Genomic DNA, 16,704 nt, shown 5'->3' with positions numbered 1-16,704 from the left:
TTATAGTATATCTAAAAAATGATTTTGAGCCTCTTTAAAACCAAGCTTAAAACACTCATCTAACTCCTTAAAAGTGAAGAGAGAAAAACCTCTAATATGATGACTTCCCAAATAGTGGGTTGTATTAGCAATAGAGTGTTTATGATTCTCATGTAATTGTTTTAAAACTTTTCTTTTTAAGGCTTTAATTGGGTTTAGTTTTTTACTAGTATGCTTATGTGCTTTTGGAAATAAATCTACGCTATAAATTTCATAATTTTTATCCATTAGGGGTTTAATTGGAACATTATCAAATAATCCTCCATCAATTAAATACATACCTTTATATTTTACAGGTTTAAAAATGGGTACCAATGCAGATGAAGCCATACATAAATCAATAGTATTTCCACTATTAAAATAATGGAGTTTTTTCTCTTTTACATCATAAGCATTTACATAAACTGGTTTTGGAATATCTTCTAGGTTTTCTATAGGAAGTAGGTCTTTTATGATTTTATTAGTTGCGTCGATTTTAAGTAAACCATTTCTAAAATAGTTAAATTTTAAAGCTTGTCTTACATCTTTTGATGCAAAGATTTTTAGTTGTTCTTTTGCTTTTACTCCACTAGCATGTGAAGCAGATATTATACTACCAATTGAAGAACCACTATAAGCATTTATACTAATATTGTTCTCTTCACAATAATGTAATACTCCTAAGTGAAAAGCTCCACGTGCAGCTCCTCCACCTAATGCAATTGCTAAATTATCTATCATTTATCTGACCAATTTATTATTTTGAATTCACCCTCTAAAGTTTCAACAATAGCAGTACAAGATTCAACCCAATCCCCACAATTTAGGTATTCAATCCCATCTATATCTCTTATTTCAGCTTTATGAATATGTCCACATATAATACCATCATATCCTTTATTTTTTGCATGAGTTGATAATACTGATTCAAAGTCACTAATAAAAGAAACCGAGGACTTCACAGAATCTTTTACGTACTTGGATAGTGACCAATATTTTTTGATTCCTATTTTGTTTCTAATGAAATTTAAAATAGCATTTAAATATAAAAGTAAGTCATAACCATAATCACCCAAAATCGCTAACCATTTTTTTGTCATTGTAATTGAATCAAAAAAATCCCCATGGGTAATGTAGTATTTTTTACCATTTATAGAGTTGTAGTCAAGTTCATTTGAGATATTTAGAGAGTCACCTAGAATAAGGGGAACAAAAGGTCTTAAAAACTCATCGTGGTTACCAGTAATAAAATGAACTTTTGTACCTTTTCTAGCTTTTTTTAAAACTTTTTGAATTACATCTGAATGAGTTTGAGGCCATACAAATTTTCTTCTAATTGCCCAACCATCAATAATATCTCCAACTAAGATGAGGTTTTCACTTTCATTGTGCTTCAAGAAGTTTAATAGGTTTTTTGCTTTTGAAAATCTAGTTCCTAGATGTACGTCTGATATAAAAATGCTTTTGTATTTCATAAAGCAATTTTAATACAATAGGGTTACAAGTAAATGACAATTATTTACTAGTCATTTTAAAACTTAATTGGAACTCTTTTCTTGGATTTTTTATATACTTATCACAAGAGTTTATATATAAAAGATTGATTTTATGGGCTTTTAATTCTTCACATTCTAAGAATAGTTTTTTAGCTTCTAAGAAGTTCTCTTTTTCATAAGATTTAAGTGCTTTTTGATAAATTGTATTGATTTTTTCAAACTCTTTTGGTTCATTTTCTTTTAGTGAAATTACTTCATATAGTTTAACTGGAAGATTTTTTCCTTTTACTTCAACACAGGCTAGTTCTTTGAAAGTATAATCATTTTGAAGTTTATCTTTTGACTCTTGAGAAATCATAATTTGTGCTCCAAAAGTTTTAGTAAGACTCTCTATTCTTGAAGCTAAATTTACATTATCCCCAATGATTGTATAATCAGATCTACCACTTGATCCCATCTCTCCTACTGTTACTTCTCCTGTGTGTATTCCTATTGCCATTTTTAATTCAATATCATACTCTTCTTGTAGTTTTAGATTTAACTTCTTTAATGCTTCTACTTGATTAAGTGCAGAACTGATTGCACAATCAACATGATTAGGAATATCTTGAGGTGCATTCCAATAAGCCATAATAGCATCGCCTATGAATTTATCAATAGTTCCATTTGTTTTTATAATCTCTTGGGCCATTGGTTCCATATATAAGTTTAAAACTTTAATCAACTCTTCTGGGTCATTTATCTTTTCACTTAAAGGAGTAAAGTCTCTAATATCACTAAAGAAAATACTTACTTCTTTTTTAATACCTTTAAAAGAGTCATTGTTTTTATTTAGTAAGTCATTTACAACAGCCGGTGATACTTTTCTTGAGAATTTATCTTTGATAATATCTTTTTGTTTTTGCTCTTTTGAATAGTTTACAATTAGTGCAATAAGAGTCGTAGTAATGATTGCAATTAAAGGATAAAATAAATCTACAATAATTCCCTTTGTAAAAAGTAAGTAATAATAAAAAGAGTATAAAGAAGTAGTGATTAAAATAAATACAGGAACAACACTAATAGCATTTAGGTACATATATATTAAACCTAAAACAATAGTAAGTAAAAATATAGTTATAGAGTCAATTGCAATACTAGAACTATGTTCATATAAAAAGTCACCAGCTAAGATATTGTCAATGATATTTGCATGAATCTCAACTCCTGGAATCGCTAAATCATAAACCATTGCTCTTAAGTCTGCAAGAGTAATTGCTGAGGTTCCAAATAAGGCAAATTTTCCCTGAACGTCTTCTTGATTATAGTTTCCTTCTAAAATATCAACAAAAGACAGATATTTAAAAGTCCTTTTAGCCCCTCTAAAATTAATACTCATAAAACCATTTTTATCTGTAGGAATATAAAGGTCATTTAATTGTAAGCCTTTTATTCCAAATTCGTCTTCTATTAGATTTACATTTTCAGAATTTAGAGCAATCCTAACCATTTCAAGACTAAGTGATGGGTAGATCTTGTCTTTATAAGATAATACCATTGGCATTTTTGTGATTTTTCCATGGTTTGAACTATATGCATTAAAAAAACCACTTGAATATGCGTTATTTTGTATATCTTCTACGTTTGTTACTACACCTTCTGATGAAACTAGATTTTGGTTATTTTTCATCATACCTTGATATTTTGCAGGAATACTTGGAGCTTTTTGGTCTTTATACGATAAATCTTTAGTAAAAAAGTATCCTAGAATTGTGGGGGTATTTGCAATTACTTGACCTAATAACTTGTCATTATCTTGAAATTCACCTTCTACTCCTAAGACTTTTGCCATATTAGAAGGAGAAGATCTATCTGATTCAGAGAAGATAATATCCATTCCTACCATACCAATACCAGAGTTAGTAAGATTAATTAGTACTTGTGCAATATAATCCCTAGAAAAGGGCCATTGTCCGATTTTTTGAATACTTTTTTCATCAATATCAATGATGATTACTTTATCACTAGTCTTTATTTCTCCTCTTACTTCAAAGAAGAATTCTCTTAGTTTATTATCAAAGGTTGCAGTATAAGGTTTGAAGTTTATGTAAGTGAAAATTATGCTTATAAATAATATTATAAAGTAAGTTGTTTTCTTTAATTGTATTTGATTCATACGAGTAAAATATTGCTCCATTTTTAGAAAATTTCAAGACTCTACACAAAGAGTAAATAATATTTTATTAAAATTATTTTTTAATTAACAAAGGCTTATCATGAAAAAAATTTTCATTATCTCAGTGATTATATCACTTTTCACTTCACTTCTGGCTTCGCAAAACATTAACACAAAAGGTGATGTTTTAATAAATGGTAAAAAACTTACTAAGTCAACAGTAATCAAAATTGGTGATTTTATTGAAACAAAAAAGAACTCTAAAATTAAATTTAATATAGGTCCAAATGCTTTTTTAGCAAAGGGAAAATCAAAATTTAAATTAGAAGATTCAAAAGGTGTAAAAACACTTAATGTTTTAGCTGGAGGAGTATTAGCTGTATTTAAAAAGGGTGATGGCAAACATGCTGTAAAAACACCTAATATGACAGCTGGTATTAGAGGAACAGGGGTATATTTAACACATGATGAACATGATAATAAATCATACTTTTGTACTTGTTATGGTAAAACACATTTACATACTCAAAAAGAAGAACTTGAATTAGAAGCAACACACCATAATATGTTATGGGTAAAAGAAGATGGTTCAACAAAACCTGAAATGAAAATGATGGGTCATAGTGATGAAGATTTAAGAGAATTAGAAGCTTTTGTAGGAAGAATTCCTGAATTTGATATGAAATAAAAAAGAGACTAGCTTAGGCTAGAAGCTCTTTTTTGATTTTTATAGAAGTTTCTTTATCTTTAAGTATTTCTACTATTTGTAATGCAAAACTCATTGCAGTTGCGGGACCTCTTGATGTAATTACTTTTCCATCAATTACAAAGTGGTCACTATTTTGGTAACCATCTAATCTAATTTTTTCTTCAAATGATGGATAACAAGTATAGTTTGTATTTAAGACATCTGCTGTGTGTAAGGCAAAAGGAGCTGCACATATTGCACCTATATTTTTGTTTTTTTCTTTGAATTGTTTTAATAATTCAATTATTTTTTCGCTTTTTGCTAAAGTAAAAGCATTTGGTAATCCTCCTGGTAAAACAATCATGTCAAAATCATTTTCACTTATAGTTTCAATCATACAATCTGCTTCAATTTTTATATTATGAGCACCGGTAGTTTGTAGATTTTCTAAGGCTGCAATTGTCACTTCAATTTGTGCCCGTCTACAAATATCAATGATAGAAATAGCTTCAATTTCTTCAAAGCCATTTGAAATAGGAATTAGTAGTTTTGCCATTATTTATCCTTTTATTTTTATTATTATATAAAAAAGTGTTTAAAAGGCATTGATAAATTATTTTTCAAGAGTATATAAGCTAATTTTAAATAAAATCTAAAGAATTATATTAAGGGGAATTTTATGTTTAAAACTTTTACTAAGACTTGTTTAATAGCTATGGTAGCTATGTTATTTGCCGGATGTCAAATTCATCAAACTATTATTCAAGAAGATGGAATGGATCAAGCTGTTAAAAGTGAAAATAAAACTAATACTTCTTCTAAAAAGAATTATGCAAATAATTCTCATTTATCTAATAGCAATAAAAATGTACAAGTTACAAAAGAATACATGAGAATTGCTAAGGATCAAGAGAACAATGTAACAACTCAATATTCTCTTGAAGGTACAATTAATTCTCTTGCTACTCAAATGATGAGAAATCAAAAAATGGCAACTAACAAACCTGTAATTATTACATCGTTTGTAAGACTTGACCAATTTAAGAAAACAACTGAATTTGGTAGAGTAATTAGTGAGAGTATGATTAATGAATTATCTAACAGAGGTTTTAATATCATTGAGTTTAGAGGACAGTTAGCTGTTTCTGTAAATGATGAAGGTGAATACTTCATAACTAGAAAAGTTAGAGAATTAAAAGGAAGAACTCCTAATACTTATGTTGTTGTTGGAACTTATTCAAGACAATATAAAAAGATTATCTTAAATGCAAGAGTAATTGATAATATCACTGGTAAAATTATTACAAGTGCTAGATCTACTTATGTTCATGGAAGAATGAATGATTGTATCTTATTTGGAGATTGTAAACCTGCAAGAACAATCAATATCGTTAAAGAACAATAAACCCTATGAATTCACCCTTATTTAAAAACTTAAGAACTATTCTTCTCTTAAGTTTTTTAACTCTATTTTTAAGTTCTTGTTCATACCATAAAAACCCTATTAATGGAACAAATGACTTTCAATCCTTAGTTGCTAAACTTGTTGATAAATCTGCTAATAAAATTAAAGATACAATCGCTATGGATGAAATAGTTTTAGTATCTGATTTTGTAAACATAGACAAATTAGAGAATAAATCTCAACTTGGATTTTTATTATCAAATATTCTAAAAGATGAATTAGCATCATTAAATATTGTAGTAAGAGAGATTGAATTCGGAAAAGAGTTCCAGCTAGGTAAAAAAGGTTTTAATGTACTTATTAGAGATAGAAATAAGATTGTCTCAAATAAAGTATCTAACTCTTCTTATGCTGTTGTAGGGACTTATTCTATTACTTCTAGAAGTTTAAATCTGTTCTTGAAATTAATTGATATTGAAACGGGATATATACTTGCTTCTTCTTTTGAAAGAACTGCAATTGATGAAGAGATATTAGAACTTGAAGGTGAAACAAAAAGAGTTTTTGCTCAACCTCCAAGAATTGTTTTATAATAAAATATCTTGAATTAAAAATTGAGGGGAAACTTCTCCTCTAAACTCATTTTTATTTACTGAAATAATCAAATCAAAATTTTGTGGTAGTTTATTGTTTGAATCATTAAATTTTAATGCCTCAAAAATTACACCATCACTATTAAGTGTTAACTTCAAATGATTTTTATCTTTTCCAATTAAATCACATTTTACTAAAGTAGTATTCGTGATTTTAAAAATTGGTTTATGGTTACCTAAACCATAAGGCTCAAATTGTTCAATAATAGATAAGAAGTCTAAATCAACAGATCCCACATCTAATTCACCTAATGTAATAGGATCTATATGTAAATCATTTTTTGATACTTCTAATTCTTCATTTATAATCTTTTTGAACTCTTCTAGGTTTTCTTCTTTCATAGATAATCCAGCTGCATTTTTATGGCCACCAAAACCTAATAATAAATGACTCGCTTTTGTGATTATAGTATGAAGATTAATATTTGCATTAGCTCTTGCACTACCTTTTGCTATTCCATTATTTACAGAGAAGATAAAAGCAGGTCTTTTAAATGCATGAGATAGTTTAGATGCAACTATTCCAATAACACCCTCATGCCATTCCTCACCCCAAACTACAACTGCATTTTCTTCTTTTGAAGACTTTGCTGTTGCTTTTTGTGAAATCTCTTCTTGTAAAGTTTTCCTGTAATTATTTAACTCTTCTAATAATTGTAAAGATTCATTTGCTTGGTATGTGTTTTTTGATAAAAGAAAAGATAATGCAACTGAAGCATCATCCATTCTTCCTGCACTATTTATTTTAGGAGCAATAAAAAAACCAACATCATCTGAAACAAAAGCTTCTTTTGACATAACTTCATTTAGTTTTTTAAAAGCTTCTCTTTTTGAGGATTTTATCTTTTTTAGACCTTGTTTTACCATAGTATAATTAAGTGCTGTCATAGGCATAATATCTGCAATAATAGCTACAGAAAGTAGGTCTAAGAAGTCACTCATGTTAATATTAAGATTTAACTCTTTTTTGATTGCTGCACATAAATACCAAGCTACTTGAGCTCCACAAATATCTTTGAATTCAAAGTTACAATCTTCTTGTTTAGGATTAACAATAGCTACAGCTGTAGGAAGTTTATCTCCAACTGTATGATGATCTGTAATAATTAAGTCAATACCTTTCTCTTGAAGCTTTAAAGAGGCCTCAACAGCAGAAATACCATTATCAACTGTAATAACTAAACCTGATTCAATCATATCTACAATTTTAGGAGATAGTCCATAACCATGTTTAAACCTATTTGGAATAATGTGTTTTACTTTGATACCAGCTTTTGTAAAGAAATCTAACATGATAGTAGTTGAAACAACACCATCAACATCATAATCACCTACAATAGTGATTTGTTCATTTTTTAGAACAGCTTCTTTAATTCTAGTACAGGCTTTTTGTATATCTTTGAAATTATCAGGAGATGGGATATCAGCAAGACGAGAATAAGGATTATCCGTATGTCTTGCTGAAAGTAGTTCGAAAAGTCTATTTTTTGTTATCTTAGACATTAATCTTTTTTATTTGCTTGTTTTACAAACTCTAAAATAATTGGATTTGGTGTCTCAAGGTGAGATGTAAATTCTGGGTGGAATTGTACACCTACAAACCATGGATGATCTTTAATCTCAACAGCTTCAATTAAACCATTAGATTGACCAGAAATAATCATTCCTGCTTCTTCTAATTTTTCTTGGTAAGCTGGATTTGCTTCATATCTATGTCTATGTCTTTCATGATAGATTTCTTCATTTCCATATGCTTTTTGAAGGTTTGTTCCTTTTAATGGTTCAAATGGATATTCACCTAATCTCATAGTTCCACCCATAGGTGATTTGTGAGTTCTTAGTTGTTTATTTCCACTTTGATCCATAAATTCATCAATTAAATAAATTAATGGGTTAGCAGTGTTTTCATCAAACTCAATTGAGTTTGCATCTTCAAGTCCTAGTACATTTCTTGCATATTCTATTACTGCAAGTTGCATACCTAAACAGATACCTAAGTAAGGAACACCATTTTCTCTAGCATATTTAATTGCTGCAAGTTTACCTTCAACACCTCTGTGTCCAAATCCACCAGCAACTAAGATAGCATCAGAGTTACCAATAATATCGTAAGCACCAACATCTTCAATTCTCTCAGAATCACACCAGTGAATATTTACTTTTGTATTTAAGTGAGCACCTGAATGAATAAGTGATTCAATTAATGATTTGTAAGATTCTTTTAAATCTAAATATTTACCAACAAATGCAATAGTAACTTCTTGTTGAGGAACTAAAATGTTCTTAACTAAAGTATCCCATTTTTCCATGTTTGGTTTAATTTTGATATTAAAGTGATTTGATAAAGGATTTAAAATTCCTTCTTTAATGAATTGTAATGGAACTTGATAAATAGATTGTGCATCACCAGCTTCAATAACAGCATCTCTGTCAATATCACACGCTAATGCTAATTTATCTTTTAAGTTCTTTGGTAATTCTCTTTCAGTTCTACAAACTAACATATGAGGTGTAATACCAATTCTTCTTAATTCTTGTACAGAATGTTGTGTTGGTTTAGTTTTTAACTCACCAGCAGCTCTAATGTATGGAACTAAACTTAAGTGAATGTTCATAGTGTTTGTTTTTGGAAGTTCATGTCTAATTGATCTAATAGCTTCCATAAATGGTAAACCTTCGATATCACCAACAGTTCCACCAAGCTCAATTATTAAGAAATCATGCTCATCAGCCGCAGCATAGATTCTATCTTTGATTTCATCAACAACGTGAGGAATTACTTGGATAGTTTTACCTAAGTATCCACCTTCTCTTTCTCTTTTGATTACACTTTGGTAAACTTGACCAGTTGTAAAAGAGTTTTTCGCAGTTAATGTTTTGTCGATAAATCTTTCGTAGTTACCTAAATCTAGGTCAGTTTCAGCACCATCAGCAGTAACAAAAACTTCTCCATGCTCTAACGGACTCATAGTACCTGGGTCGACGTTTAAGTAAGGGTCAATTTTTAGCATACTTACTTTGAAGCCTGACTGTTTTAAAATTGTTGCAATAGAAGCAGAAGTGATCCCTTTACCTAAAGAGCTTAGCACTCCTCCTGTTACAAAAATGAATTTAGTCATTAAAAATACTCCAATAAAAAGTTAAATTGTTTTAAATATATTTCGCGATTATAGCGAATTTTAGTTAATATTAAAGTTAAGTATAAGGGTTTTGGAAGGTAGAAAAGACGGGAATTCCCATCTTTTCTCATTTAATAATGTTTATTTTAATTTATCCGCTCTTGGATAGATAAATACAGCTTTTCTGAAGACTTGAACTTTTTCTGGATCTTCTTTTGCATAAGCTTTAAGTGTTACTGTAATTGGTGTATCTTTTGTCTTATCATTCACTAGAATTTTATTTGTTTCTAGGATTAATACTTTCTTAGCCATTTTTCCTGGACTTAGTGAGAATGGTTTGAATCTCTTGATTTTAATATCATCGTGATCCATGATTTCTAAGTGGTATGTTAATTTTTTAGACTCAGTATTTTGGAAAAGTAATAAGAAGTTATTTCTTACAACATTATTCTCTTTTACTTTGTATAATTGAGTAGTTTTATTTACATTCAATAACATATACTCTTTTGTTCCACCCATTGCAAATAGTAAAGCTAAAACAATAAGTAATGCTGATGCATACATGATTGTTTGTTTTCTAAACATTTTAGTTGGAATATCTTTTTTAATAGCATTTGTACTAGACCATTGTACTAATGAAGGTTTACCTAGTTTCCCCATAACTGTAGTACATGCATCTACACATTCTAAACAGTTGATACATTCAAGTTGAAGACCTTTTCTAATGTCAATATGAGTAGGACATACAGTTACACATGATTCACATGTAGTACATTCATCTGTTGCATTTAATTCTTTTGCTTTAAAGATAATTTTTTCTTTATCTTCATTGTAGATGTCTCCACCTCTGTTTGTAGAATAAATAGCTTGGTATGTATCATCATCATAAAGTACAGATTGAACTCTTGAATAAGGACATACATAAATACAGAAATCTTCTTTTAATATAACTACATCATAAATTAAAAATCCTGCAATTGATAAAACAATTCCGAATAAGAACATGTGCTCGCTAGGGTTTTGTAAGTATGTGAAAAAATCTTCTGGTGGTACAAAGAACCATAAGAAGTTAGATGCTGCAATTATTGATATTGCTGACCAAATTATAACTGCTATTACTTTCTTAGATGCATTTTGTGGTTTTGACCAATCTGGTTCTTTTTGTTTATTTTTGATTCTTCTTAAACCTAATAATTTAGACTCAATTAAATCTCTGTAAAATACCCTAAAGATAGTTTGAGGACAGGCCCATCCACACCATGCTCTACCTCCAAGCGAAGTAGCTGCAAAAATTCCTAAGAAAAGAAGCATTAATAAAAATGGCATAAGGTATAGTTCTTGCATATCAAATGCAGTACCTAATAAATGAAGTTGTTTCTTATCAAATGATAATAAGAACATGTGGTTTCCACCAATAGTAATAAATGGTAAAGATAAAGATATAAGTGTTGCTAGTGTATATCCGTAATATCTTTTAATTCTATAGGCAGTTTTACTTAAAAATTCATTTTTTTCTTTCACTGTAAAACCTTTATTATAAGTTGAATGAAATTATATATAAATATACCTTATGATTGGCATAAGTATATATAAGTTCTACTTATAATAAAAAAGTTAAAAGTTATTATGAATTAGTTAGTTTTTTATAGGTCTCAATCTTAGCAGTTATTTCTACTTTTATATCATCAAAGTTTGCTACTTCATAATTATTAATTGTTGGATAATCTTTAATAATTGTTTCAAATTCACTTATTGTTTCATCTAAAGTAGTATTCTCAATACATGGGATATTTAATTTTTCAATTAATTCCATATTGTATTGTTTATCTTCTCTTTTGAAAATAACTGGAGAATTTCCACAAGCAATTGATTCTAATGCTGATTGTACTGAAGCTGTTAATAGGTATTTTGTATTATTTATTGTTTCAATATACTCTTCTTCATCTATAACATTATTAAAATGCTCTTTAAACACTTTTTCATTACCTAAGAAGAAATAATGACCCATAAGTAAGTCAATATCATGTTTAGATTCTGTGTTCATTTGCTCTAAAAATAAGTTATTATAGTCGTCATCACCGAAGAAGATACTCTTTTCAATTGATGGGTTTTCATTTTTTGTATAAATGCTAGTATCTACAATAATATCTGAGATTTCTTTTAGGTTGAATACAAGTGAACAAAACTCATTCATTCCCTCTTGCATAAGTTCATTTGTTTCATCAGTATCATAAATAAGAATATCTTTTCTTTGCATGATGTTAGATAAGTTTCTAACTACATCTATATTTACATATTTTTTAACATCGAAAAGCTCTTTTGCATATGCTCCTGCTCTAAAATCACTAGTACATAAAACTGGATCTAAATCTTTTAATAGTGTTGCAACTGCTGAACATCTTTTTGTAGCATCTAATCCTACTGCGTGTCCGCTTTTTGCATAAAAATAAACTTGCATTATAAACCTTTTTGTAATAATTATTTGTATATATAAGAATATATTATATATAAAAAGTACAAAGCAATAGCTTAAATAAAGTTTAAGATAAATTATTAGAAGTTTAAAATAAGAGTAGTTTTATAGTTTGAGAAATAAAGCATCATCTAAAAAGATGATACTTAAAAATCTATTTTTCTGAAGTTTTAATATTGATATACATATGTAGTACATCAACAGCAGCAGGTGTAATTCCTGAAATTTCACTTGCATTGAAAAGTGTAGGTGGTCTAAATTTTTGTAGTTTCTCTACTGCTTCATTTGAAAGACCTGAGATTTGACTATAATCGAAATCTTCTGGAATTGTTAATTTAAGCATTTTTTTCATTTTATCAATTTGTTTTTTCTGTTTTTCAACATATCTGAAATATTTAGCTTCAACAATTATTTGTTCTTTTAAATAATCAGATAAGTCAGCAAATTGAGGTAAGAACTCATCAAAGTGTTTTACTTCAACTGTACTTCTTCCAATAATGTCTAATAATAAAACTCTATCTTTAATTCTGTCTTGACCTAATCTTTCAAGTAGTTCTAAATTCTCTTTTTTAGAAGTGAACCATTCAGATCTTAAGAACTCAATTGCTTCATCAATTACTTTTTGTTTGTGATTAACTTTTTCAATAGTTTCATCGCTAATTAATCCTAAGTCATGACCATATTGAGAAAGTCTTAAATCCGCACCTTCTTCTCTAAGTAATAATCTATACTCAGCTCTTGAAGTAAACATTCTATAAGGCTCTGTAGTTCCTTTTGTAACTAAATCGTCAATTAATACACCAATGTATGCCTCATCTCGTCTTAGAATAAATGGTTCTTTTTCATCAATAGCAAGTGCTGCATTAATACCAGCCATTAATCCTTGAGATGCTGCTTCTTCATAACCAGTTGTAGCATTAATTTGCCCTGCATTATAAAGGTTTTTAACTTTTTTAGTCTCTAGTGTATGTTTTAACTCAGTAGGATCTACATAATCATATTCAATAGCATAACCATATCTAATGATTTTTGCATTCTCTAAACCTGAGATTGAATGAATCATTTGTTTTTGAACATCAATAGGTAAAGAAGTTGAAAGACCATTAATATAGTATTCAGTACACATAGAAGTTTGAGGTTCTAAGAATAACTGATGTCTATCTCTCTCTGCAAATCTATTTACTTTATCTTCAATACTTGGACAGTATCTAGGTCCGCTACCTTTGATTTGTCCTGTAAATAAAGGAGCTCTATCAAAGTTAGATGTAATAGTTTCGTGAGTATCTAAGTTAGTGTATGTAATATAACATGGGTATTGAGTAGGGCTAAATTCTGCTTTATTAGTTCTAAATGAGAAAGGAGCAGGATTTACATCTCCCCCGTGCATTTCCATGTTTTCAAAATTAATTGAATTTCCATCTAATCTTGCAGGTGTTCCAGTTTTTAGTCTTCCTACATTTAGACCTAATTCTTGTAATTGTACTGATAAAGTAGATGATGGTAACTCCCATGCTCGACCTGCATCATAAGTACTTTCACCAATGTGAATAAGACCTTTCATAAATGTACCAGTAGTAATAATTACTTTTGAAGCTTCAAACTCTTCTCCAAGTCTAGTTTTTACACCGTAAACTTCGTTTTCATTTTTTACCAGTAGTTTTGATACTTCATCTTGATACACTTCTAAGTTAGGAGTGTTATGACAAACACCTCTCATGTATTCTCTATATTTATCCATATCAATTTGAGCTCGGCTACCTTGAACGGCTGCACCTTTTGAAGCATTTAATATTCTAAATTGAATACCAGTTGCATCAGTACATAGTCCCATTTCTCCACCGATTGCATCAAGTTCTCGAACTAGGTGACCTTTTGCAAGTCCTCCAATAGCTGGGTTACATGATGCTGCTCCGATTTGTTCTACTAACATTGTAATTAATAGGGTTTTTTTACCCATTCTTGCAGATGCTAAACATGCTTCAATTCCTGCATGTCCTCCACCTACGACGATAATATCGTATTTCATATTTTCTCCAAAAAAATTAGATAGTATTTATATTGTATTTATAAGTCAAATGCGAAGTATTTTGAATAGTATTTATATTAAAATAAACTTCTGAATATTTTTTTCGTATAATACCAAAAAAAGAGGATTATTACAAATTTTTTATTGTAAATTAAGAATTATTTGAATAAGAAAGTTTAGAAACTTTCCCATTCATCTTTTGAAGAATTGTTACTTACTATTTTCTTCGGTGTTTTTTGTACATATTGTACTTTTTCTATTTTTGTTTTGTTTTCTTCTTTTTTTGGCTCTTGCATTTTCACATCACTTTTACCAAGGAAATCTTTTTTATTAGTATCTGATACTATCTCTTTAGCAATTGTGTCTGTTTGTACTGCAATCTCATTTGTTTGGGCTGCAATACTTGCATTTTCTTGAGTTTGTCTATCTAAATGTGTTATTGCATCATTTATTTGAGTAATACCTGTTTCTTGTTCTTTACTTGCGTTAGAAATCTCAGAAATCATTTTTGTTGAGTTATTAATATTTTGTAGTAATCCCTCATAACCATGAATCATTTTTGCACTAATTGATTTTCCATCTGCTGCTTTTGATGTTGCATTTTCTACTAAATTTTTAATCTCTTTTGCGGCTTCTGCTGATCTTGATGCAAGATTTCTTACTTCTTGAGCTACTACAGCAAATCCTTTTCCTGCTTCTCCTGCCGTTGCTGCTTCTACTGCTGCATTTAGTGAAAGAATATTTGTTTGGAATGCAATTTGATCAATTACTGAAATAGCTTCATTAATAAGTGTAACTTGTTGAGTAATATCATCCATGGCACTTGTAGTATTTTGAGCTAGTTTTTGCCCTTCTTGTGCTGAAAGAGTAAGTTCTTGTGCAGAGTTACTCATGCTTGATACATTTTGTGTATTATTAATTATTGTACTTGTAATCTCTTCTAAAGCAGCAGCAGTTTCTTCTAAAGAAGACGCAGTTTCATTTGATGATTTATTTAAAATATCTACATTAGAGATTAGTTTATCAGAAGCAGTATCTAGTGTTAATCCAATACTTAAAGACTGTTTTAATAGATTTGATACTTCTTTTCCTAGGTTATTAATAGACTTTTCTATTTCCCCTGATTCATCTTGAATTTTACTAGTGAAGTTATAATCTGAATAATCATTAAGTACATTGGAAATTATATTTAAATCTTTTCCTATTTTTTCTTGTAATACAATAATCATGTTATTGAAGTTTTGCGTTAATTGCTCTAGTTCTGGATTATTTGGTCTAGAAGTTATATTACTATTTATATATCCTTTTTGAACTTGAGTAACCACTTGTAATACTTCATTTACAGCTTTTTTATCTTGTTCTAATCCTAAGTGAATACTTTCAATATTTGTATTAATCATTTTGGCCATTTGTCCAAACTCATCATTAGAATCAATTGATATTTTTTTACTATTTGAATTCTCTTTATTTAAGTATGCAAAAAATGAAACTAGACCATCTTTTATTGCATCTAAGTTTTTAGATAATATTTTTGTATTTATAAAAATCACAATGGCAATAACAATAAAACCAATAATTCCTGCAATAATAGAAAACCATCTAATAGAAAAAGCAGAAGCTAAATACTCTTTTTCTGGAACAGCAACTACTAATCCCCATCTTACATCAGTATTTCCTATCTCAAAAGGATTTACATAATATAAAGATAAAGACTCATCTATTCTTGATTCTTTAGTATAAGAGAAAGCTTGATTCTTTTCTAATTGACTTGGAATTTTTAGTGAGTTTTCATTTTTTGTAATATTCTCAATTTTTTTACCTAATAATTCTTTTTTTGGATGAGCAACAAAAGTACCTTTATTTGTAAGTAAATATGCATAACCATTATCATGGATTTTTATTTTTGAAACATCAGAAGAGATTTTATCTAAGGCTATATCTACTCCCACTGCCCCAATAAATTTACCTTTGTCATATATAGGAGCTGAAATACTAACCATTAATACATCAACACCATCAACTTTGAAGAAGTAAGGTTCAGTAATAAACTCTTTTCCTGTTTGTTTTGGTACATCAACCCATGGTCTATCTTTTGATTCAGGAGTTGAACTTTCTATAATTATATTTCCATTTGATCTTACAACATAAGGTGAGTATCTTCCATCTACATCATGTCCATATTTAGAGGCTAAAGATGAGTCATTTGGAAAAAATACATTAGAGTTTAATTGTGCAAATAAACCTAATACATAAGGATTTTTATTTAAGATTGATTTCATTAAGTCACTGATTGATTCTTTTGTATACTGCTTCTTTTCAAGCATTGTTTCAAGTGATGCTGCTAAACCATAAGATAAAACAATAGATTTATCAAGATTTTCTTTTGTTTTATACGAGTTTATCTTTGCTAAACTTTGTATGTAACTCTTTGATAACTCTTCTGTACTTGCGAATGATTTAGAGTAAATAATAAATGTACTAATAGCAGATGCAATAAATACAATACTAAGTACACTGAACAATAATTTCTGTGAGAAACTCAACTTTTTTAACATATAAAAACCCTTGTGTTTTGATGGGCGAATTATATATAAAAGTTATGTATAAATTATGTATTAGTGATTAATATTATTATTAAAATATCACTTTTTAAAGTATAAAACTATTTAAT

13 protein-coding genes are annotated in these 16,704 nt (G+C 28.9%); 3 read left to right on the top strand and 10 right to left on the bottom strand.

Annotated features, from left to right (window positions below; genetic code table 11):
- Genes ALEK_RS16785 through ALEK_RS16775 form a run of 3 tightly spaced genes read right to left on the bottom strand, consistent with a single transcriptional unit; the run spans position 1 to position 3,669 of the window.
- The gene (locus ALEK_RS16785; RefSeq protein WP_071628022.1) at positions 1-759 is read right to left on the bottom strand and encodes a patatin-like phospholipase family protein; all 759 of its coding nucleotides are present in this window, start codon (positions 757-759) and stop codon (positions 1-3) included.
- Positions 756-1,493: a UDP-2,3-diacylglucosamine diphosphatase gene (locus tag ALEK_RS16780; protein ID WP_071628021.1), complete on the bottom strand. Its 738-nt coding sequence runs from the start codon at positions 1,491-1,493 to the stop codon at positions 756-758. Before ALEK_RS16780 ends, ALEK_RS16785 begins: the two co-directional genes overlap by 4 nt.
- Before the next feature lie 40 nt (positions 1,494-1,533).
- Positions 1,534-3,669: a CHASE2 domain-containing protein gene (locus ALEK_RS16775; protein ID WP_071628020.1), complete on the bottom strand. Its 2,136-nt coding sequence runs from the start codon at positions 3,667-3,669 to the stop codon at positions 1,534-1,536.
- 100 nt (positions 3,670-3,769) lie between these two features.
- Between ALEK_RS16775 and ALEK_RS16770 the strand changes: the two genes are divergently transcribed.
- The gene (locus ALEK_RS16770) at positions 3,770-4,357 is read left to right on the top strand and encodes a FecR family protein (protein WP_071628019.1); all 588 of its coding nucleotides are present in this window, start codon (positions 3,770-3,772) and stop codon (positions 4,355-4,357) included.
- A 13-nt stretch (positions 4,358-4,370) separates the two neighbouring features.
- Here the strand turns inward: ALEK_RS16770 and ALEK_RS16765 are convergent, their stop codons facing one another.
- On the bottom strand, positions 4,371-4,913 hold the full coding sequence (locus ALEK_RS16765) for a DJ-1 family glyoxalase III (protein WP_071628018.1): 543 nt from the start codon (positions 4,911-4,913) through the stop codon (positions 4,371-4,373).
- Between the two features lie 123 nt (positions 4,914-5,036).
- On the opposite strand from ALEK_RS16765, the gene ALEK_RS16760 reads away from it, so the two are divergent.
- Together ALEK_RS16760 and ALEK_RS16755 are read left to right on the top strand one after the other, a co-directional pair.
- Complete coding sequence (locus ALEK_RS16760) at positions 5,037-5,762, top strand: FlgO family outer membrane protein (RefSeq protein ID WP_228146319.1); 726 nt, start codon at positions 5,037-5,039, stop codon at positions 5,760-5,762.
- 5 nt (positions 5,763-5,767) lie between these two features.
- A complete protein-coding gene (locus tag ALEK_RS16755) occupies positions 5,768-6,355 on the top strand; it encodes a FlgO family outer membrane protein (protein ID WP_071628017.1) in 588 nt (195 codons plus the stop codon).
- On the opposite strand, the gene recJ is transcribed toward ALEK_RS16755, so the two are convergent.
- From recJ to ALEK_RS16725, 6 genes are all read right to left on the bottom strand, one after another.
- Complete coding sequence (gene recJ / locus ALEK_RS16750) at positions 6,350-7,918, bottom strand: single-stranded-DNA-specific exonuclease RecJ (RefSeq protein WP_071628016.1); 1,569 nt, start codon at positions 7,916-7,918, stop codon at positions 6,350-6,352. The genes ALEK_RS16755 and recJ overlap by 6 nt on opposite strands.
- On the bottom strand, positions 7,918-9,534 hold the full coding sequence (locus tag ALEK_RS16745) for a CTP synthase (protein ID WP_071628015.1): 1,617 nt from the start codon (positions 9,532-9,534) through the stop codon (positions 7,918-7,920). Before ALEK_RS16745 ends, recJ begins: the two co-directional genes overlap by 1 nt.
- A 141-nt stretch (positions 9,535-9,675) precedes the next feature.
- The gene (ccoG, locus tag ALEK_RS16740; protein ID WP_071628014.1) at positions 9,676-11,055 is read right to left on the bottom strand and encodes a cytochrome c oxidase accessory protein CcoG; all 1,380 of its coding nucleotides are present in this window, start codon (positions 11,053-11,055) and stop codon (positions 9,676-9,678) included.
- A 103-nt stretch (positions 11,056-11,158) separates the two neighbouring features.
- On the bottom strand, positions 11,159-11,992 hold the full coding sequence (locus tag ALEK_RS16735) for a hypothetical protein (protein ID WP_071628013.1): 834 nt from the start codon (positions 11,990-11,992) through the stop codon (positions 11,159-11,161).
- A 169-nt stretch (positions 11,993-12,161) separates the two neighbouring features.
- Positions 12,162-14,033, bottom strand: coding sequence for a tRNA uridine-5-carboxymethylaminomethyl(34) synthesis enzyme MnmG (gene mnmG / locus ALEK_RS16730; protein ID WP_071628012.1), 1,872 nt, complete (start codon positions 14,031-14,033; stop codon positions 12,162-12,164).
- 176 nt (positions 14,034-14,209) lie between these two features.
- A complete protein-coding gene (locus ALEK_RS16725; protein ID WP_071628011.1) occupies positions 14,210-16,588 on the bottom strand; it encodes a methyl-accepting chemotaxis protein in 2,379 nt (792 codons plus the stop codon).
- Positions 16,589-16,704 lie beyond the last annotated feature (116 nt).

Source organism: Poseidonibacter lekithochrous (assembly GCF_013283835.1).
In the GTDB taxonomy this organism is placed as follows: domain Bacteria; phylum Campylobacterota; class Campylobacteria; order Campylobacterales; family Arcobacteraceae; genus Poseidonibacter; species Poseidonibacter lekithochrous.
This window is presented reverse-complemented; position numbering and strand designations above follow the sequence as displayed.

Excerpts from the sequence above, each read along its gene's own strand:
- ALEK_RS16785 (WP_071628022.1), bottom strand. The coding sequence starts at position 759 with ATGATAGATAATTTAGCAATTGCATTAGGTGGAGGAGCTGCACGTGGA.
- ALEK_RS16780 (WP_071628021.1), bottom strand. The coding sequence starts at position 1,493 with ATGAAATACAAAAGCATTTTTATATCAGACGTACATCTAGGAACTAGA.
- ALEK_RS16775 (WP_071628020.1), bottom strand. The coding sequence starts at position 3,669 with ATGAATCAAATACAATTAAAGAAAACAACTTACTTTATAATATTATTT.
- ALEK_RS16770 (WP_071628019.1), top strand. The coding sequence starts at position 3,770 with ATGAAAAAAATTTTCATTATCTCAGTGATTATATCACTTTTCACTTCA.
- ALEK_RS16765 (WP_071628018.1), bottom strand. The coding sequence starts at position 4,913 with ATGGCAAAACTACTAATTCCTATTTCAAATGGCTTTGAAGAAATTGAA.
- ALEK_RS16760 (WP_228146319.1), top strand. The coding sequence starts at position 5,037 with ATGTTTAAAACTTTTACTAAGACTTGTTTAATAGCTATGGTAGCTATG.
- ALEK_RS16755 (WP_071628017.1), top strand. The coding sequence starts at position 5,768 with ATGAATTCACCCTTATTTAAAAACTTAAGAACTATTCTTCTCTTAAGT.
- recJ (WP_071628016.1), bottom strand. The coding sequence starts at position 7,918 with ATGTCTAAGATAACAAAAAATAGACTTTTCGAACTACTTTCAGCAAGA.
- ALEK_RS16745 (WP_071628015.1), bottom strand. The coding sequence starts at position 9,534 with ATGACTAAATTCATTTTTGTAACAGGAGGAGTGCTAAGCTCTTTAGGT.
- ALEK_RS16735 (WP_071628013.1), bottom strand. The coding sequence starts at position 11,992 with ATGCAAGTTTATTTTTATGCAAAAAGCGGACACGCAGTAGGATTAGAT.
- mnmG (WP_071628012.1), bottom strand. The coding sequence starts at position 14,033 with ATGAAATACGATATTATCGTCGTAGGTGGAGGACATGCAGGAATTGAA.
- ALEK_RS16725 (WP_071628011.1), bottom strand. The coding sequence starts at position 16,588 with ATGTTAAAAAAGTTGAGTTTCTCACAGAAATTATTGTTCAGTGTACTT.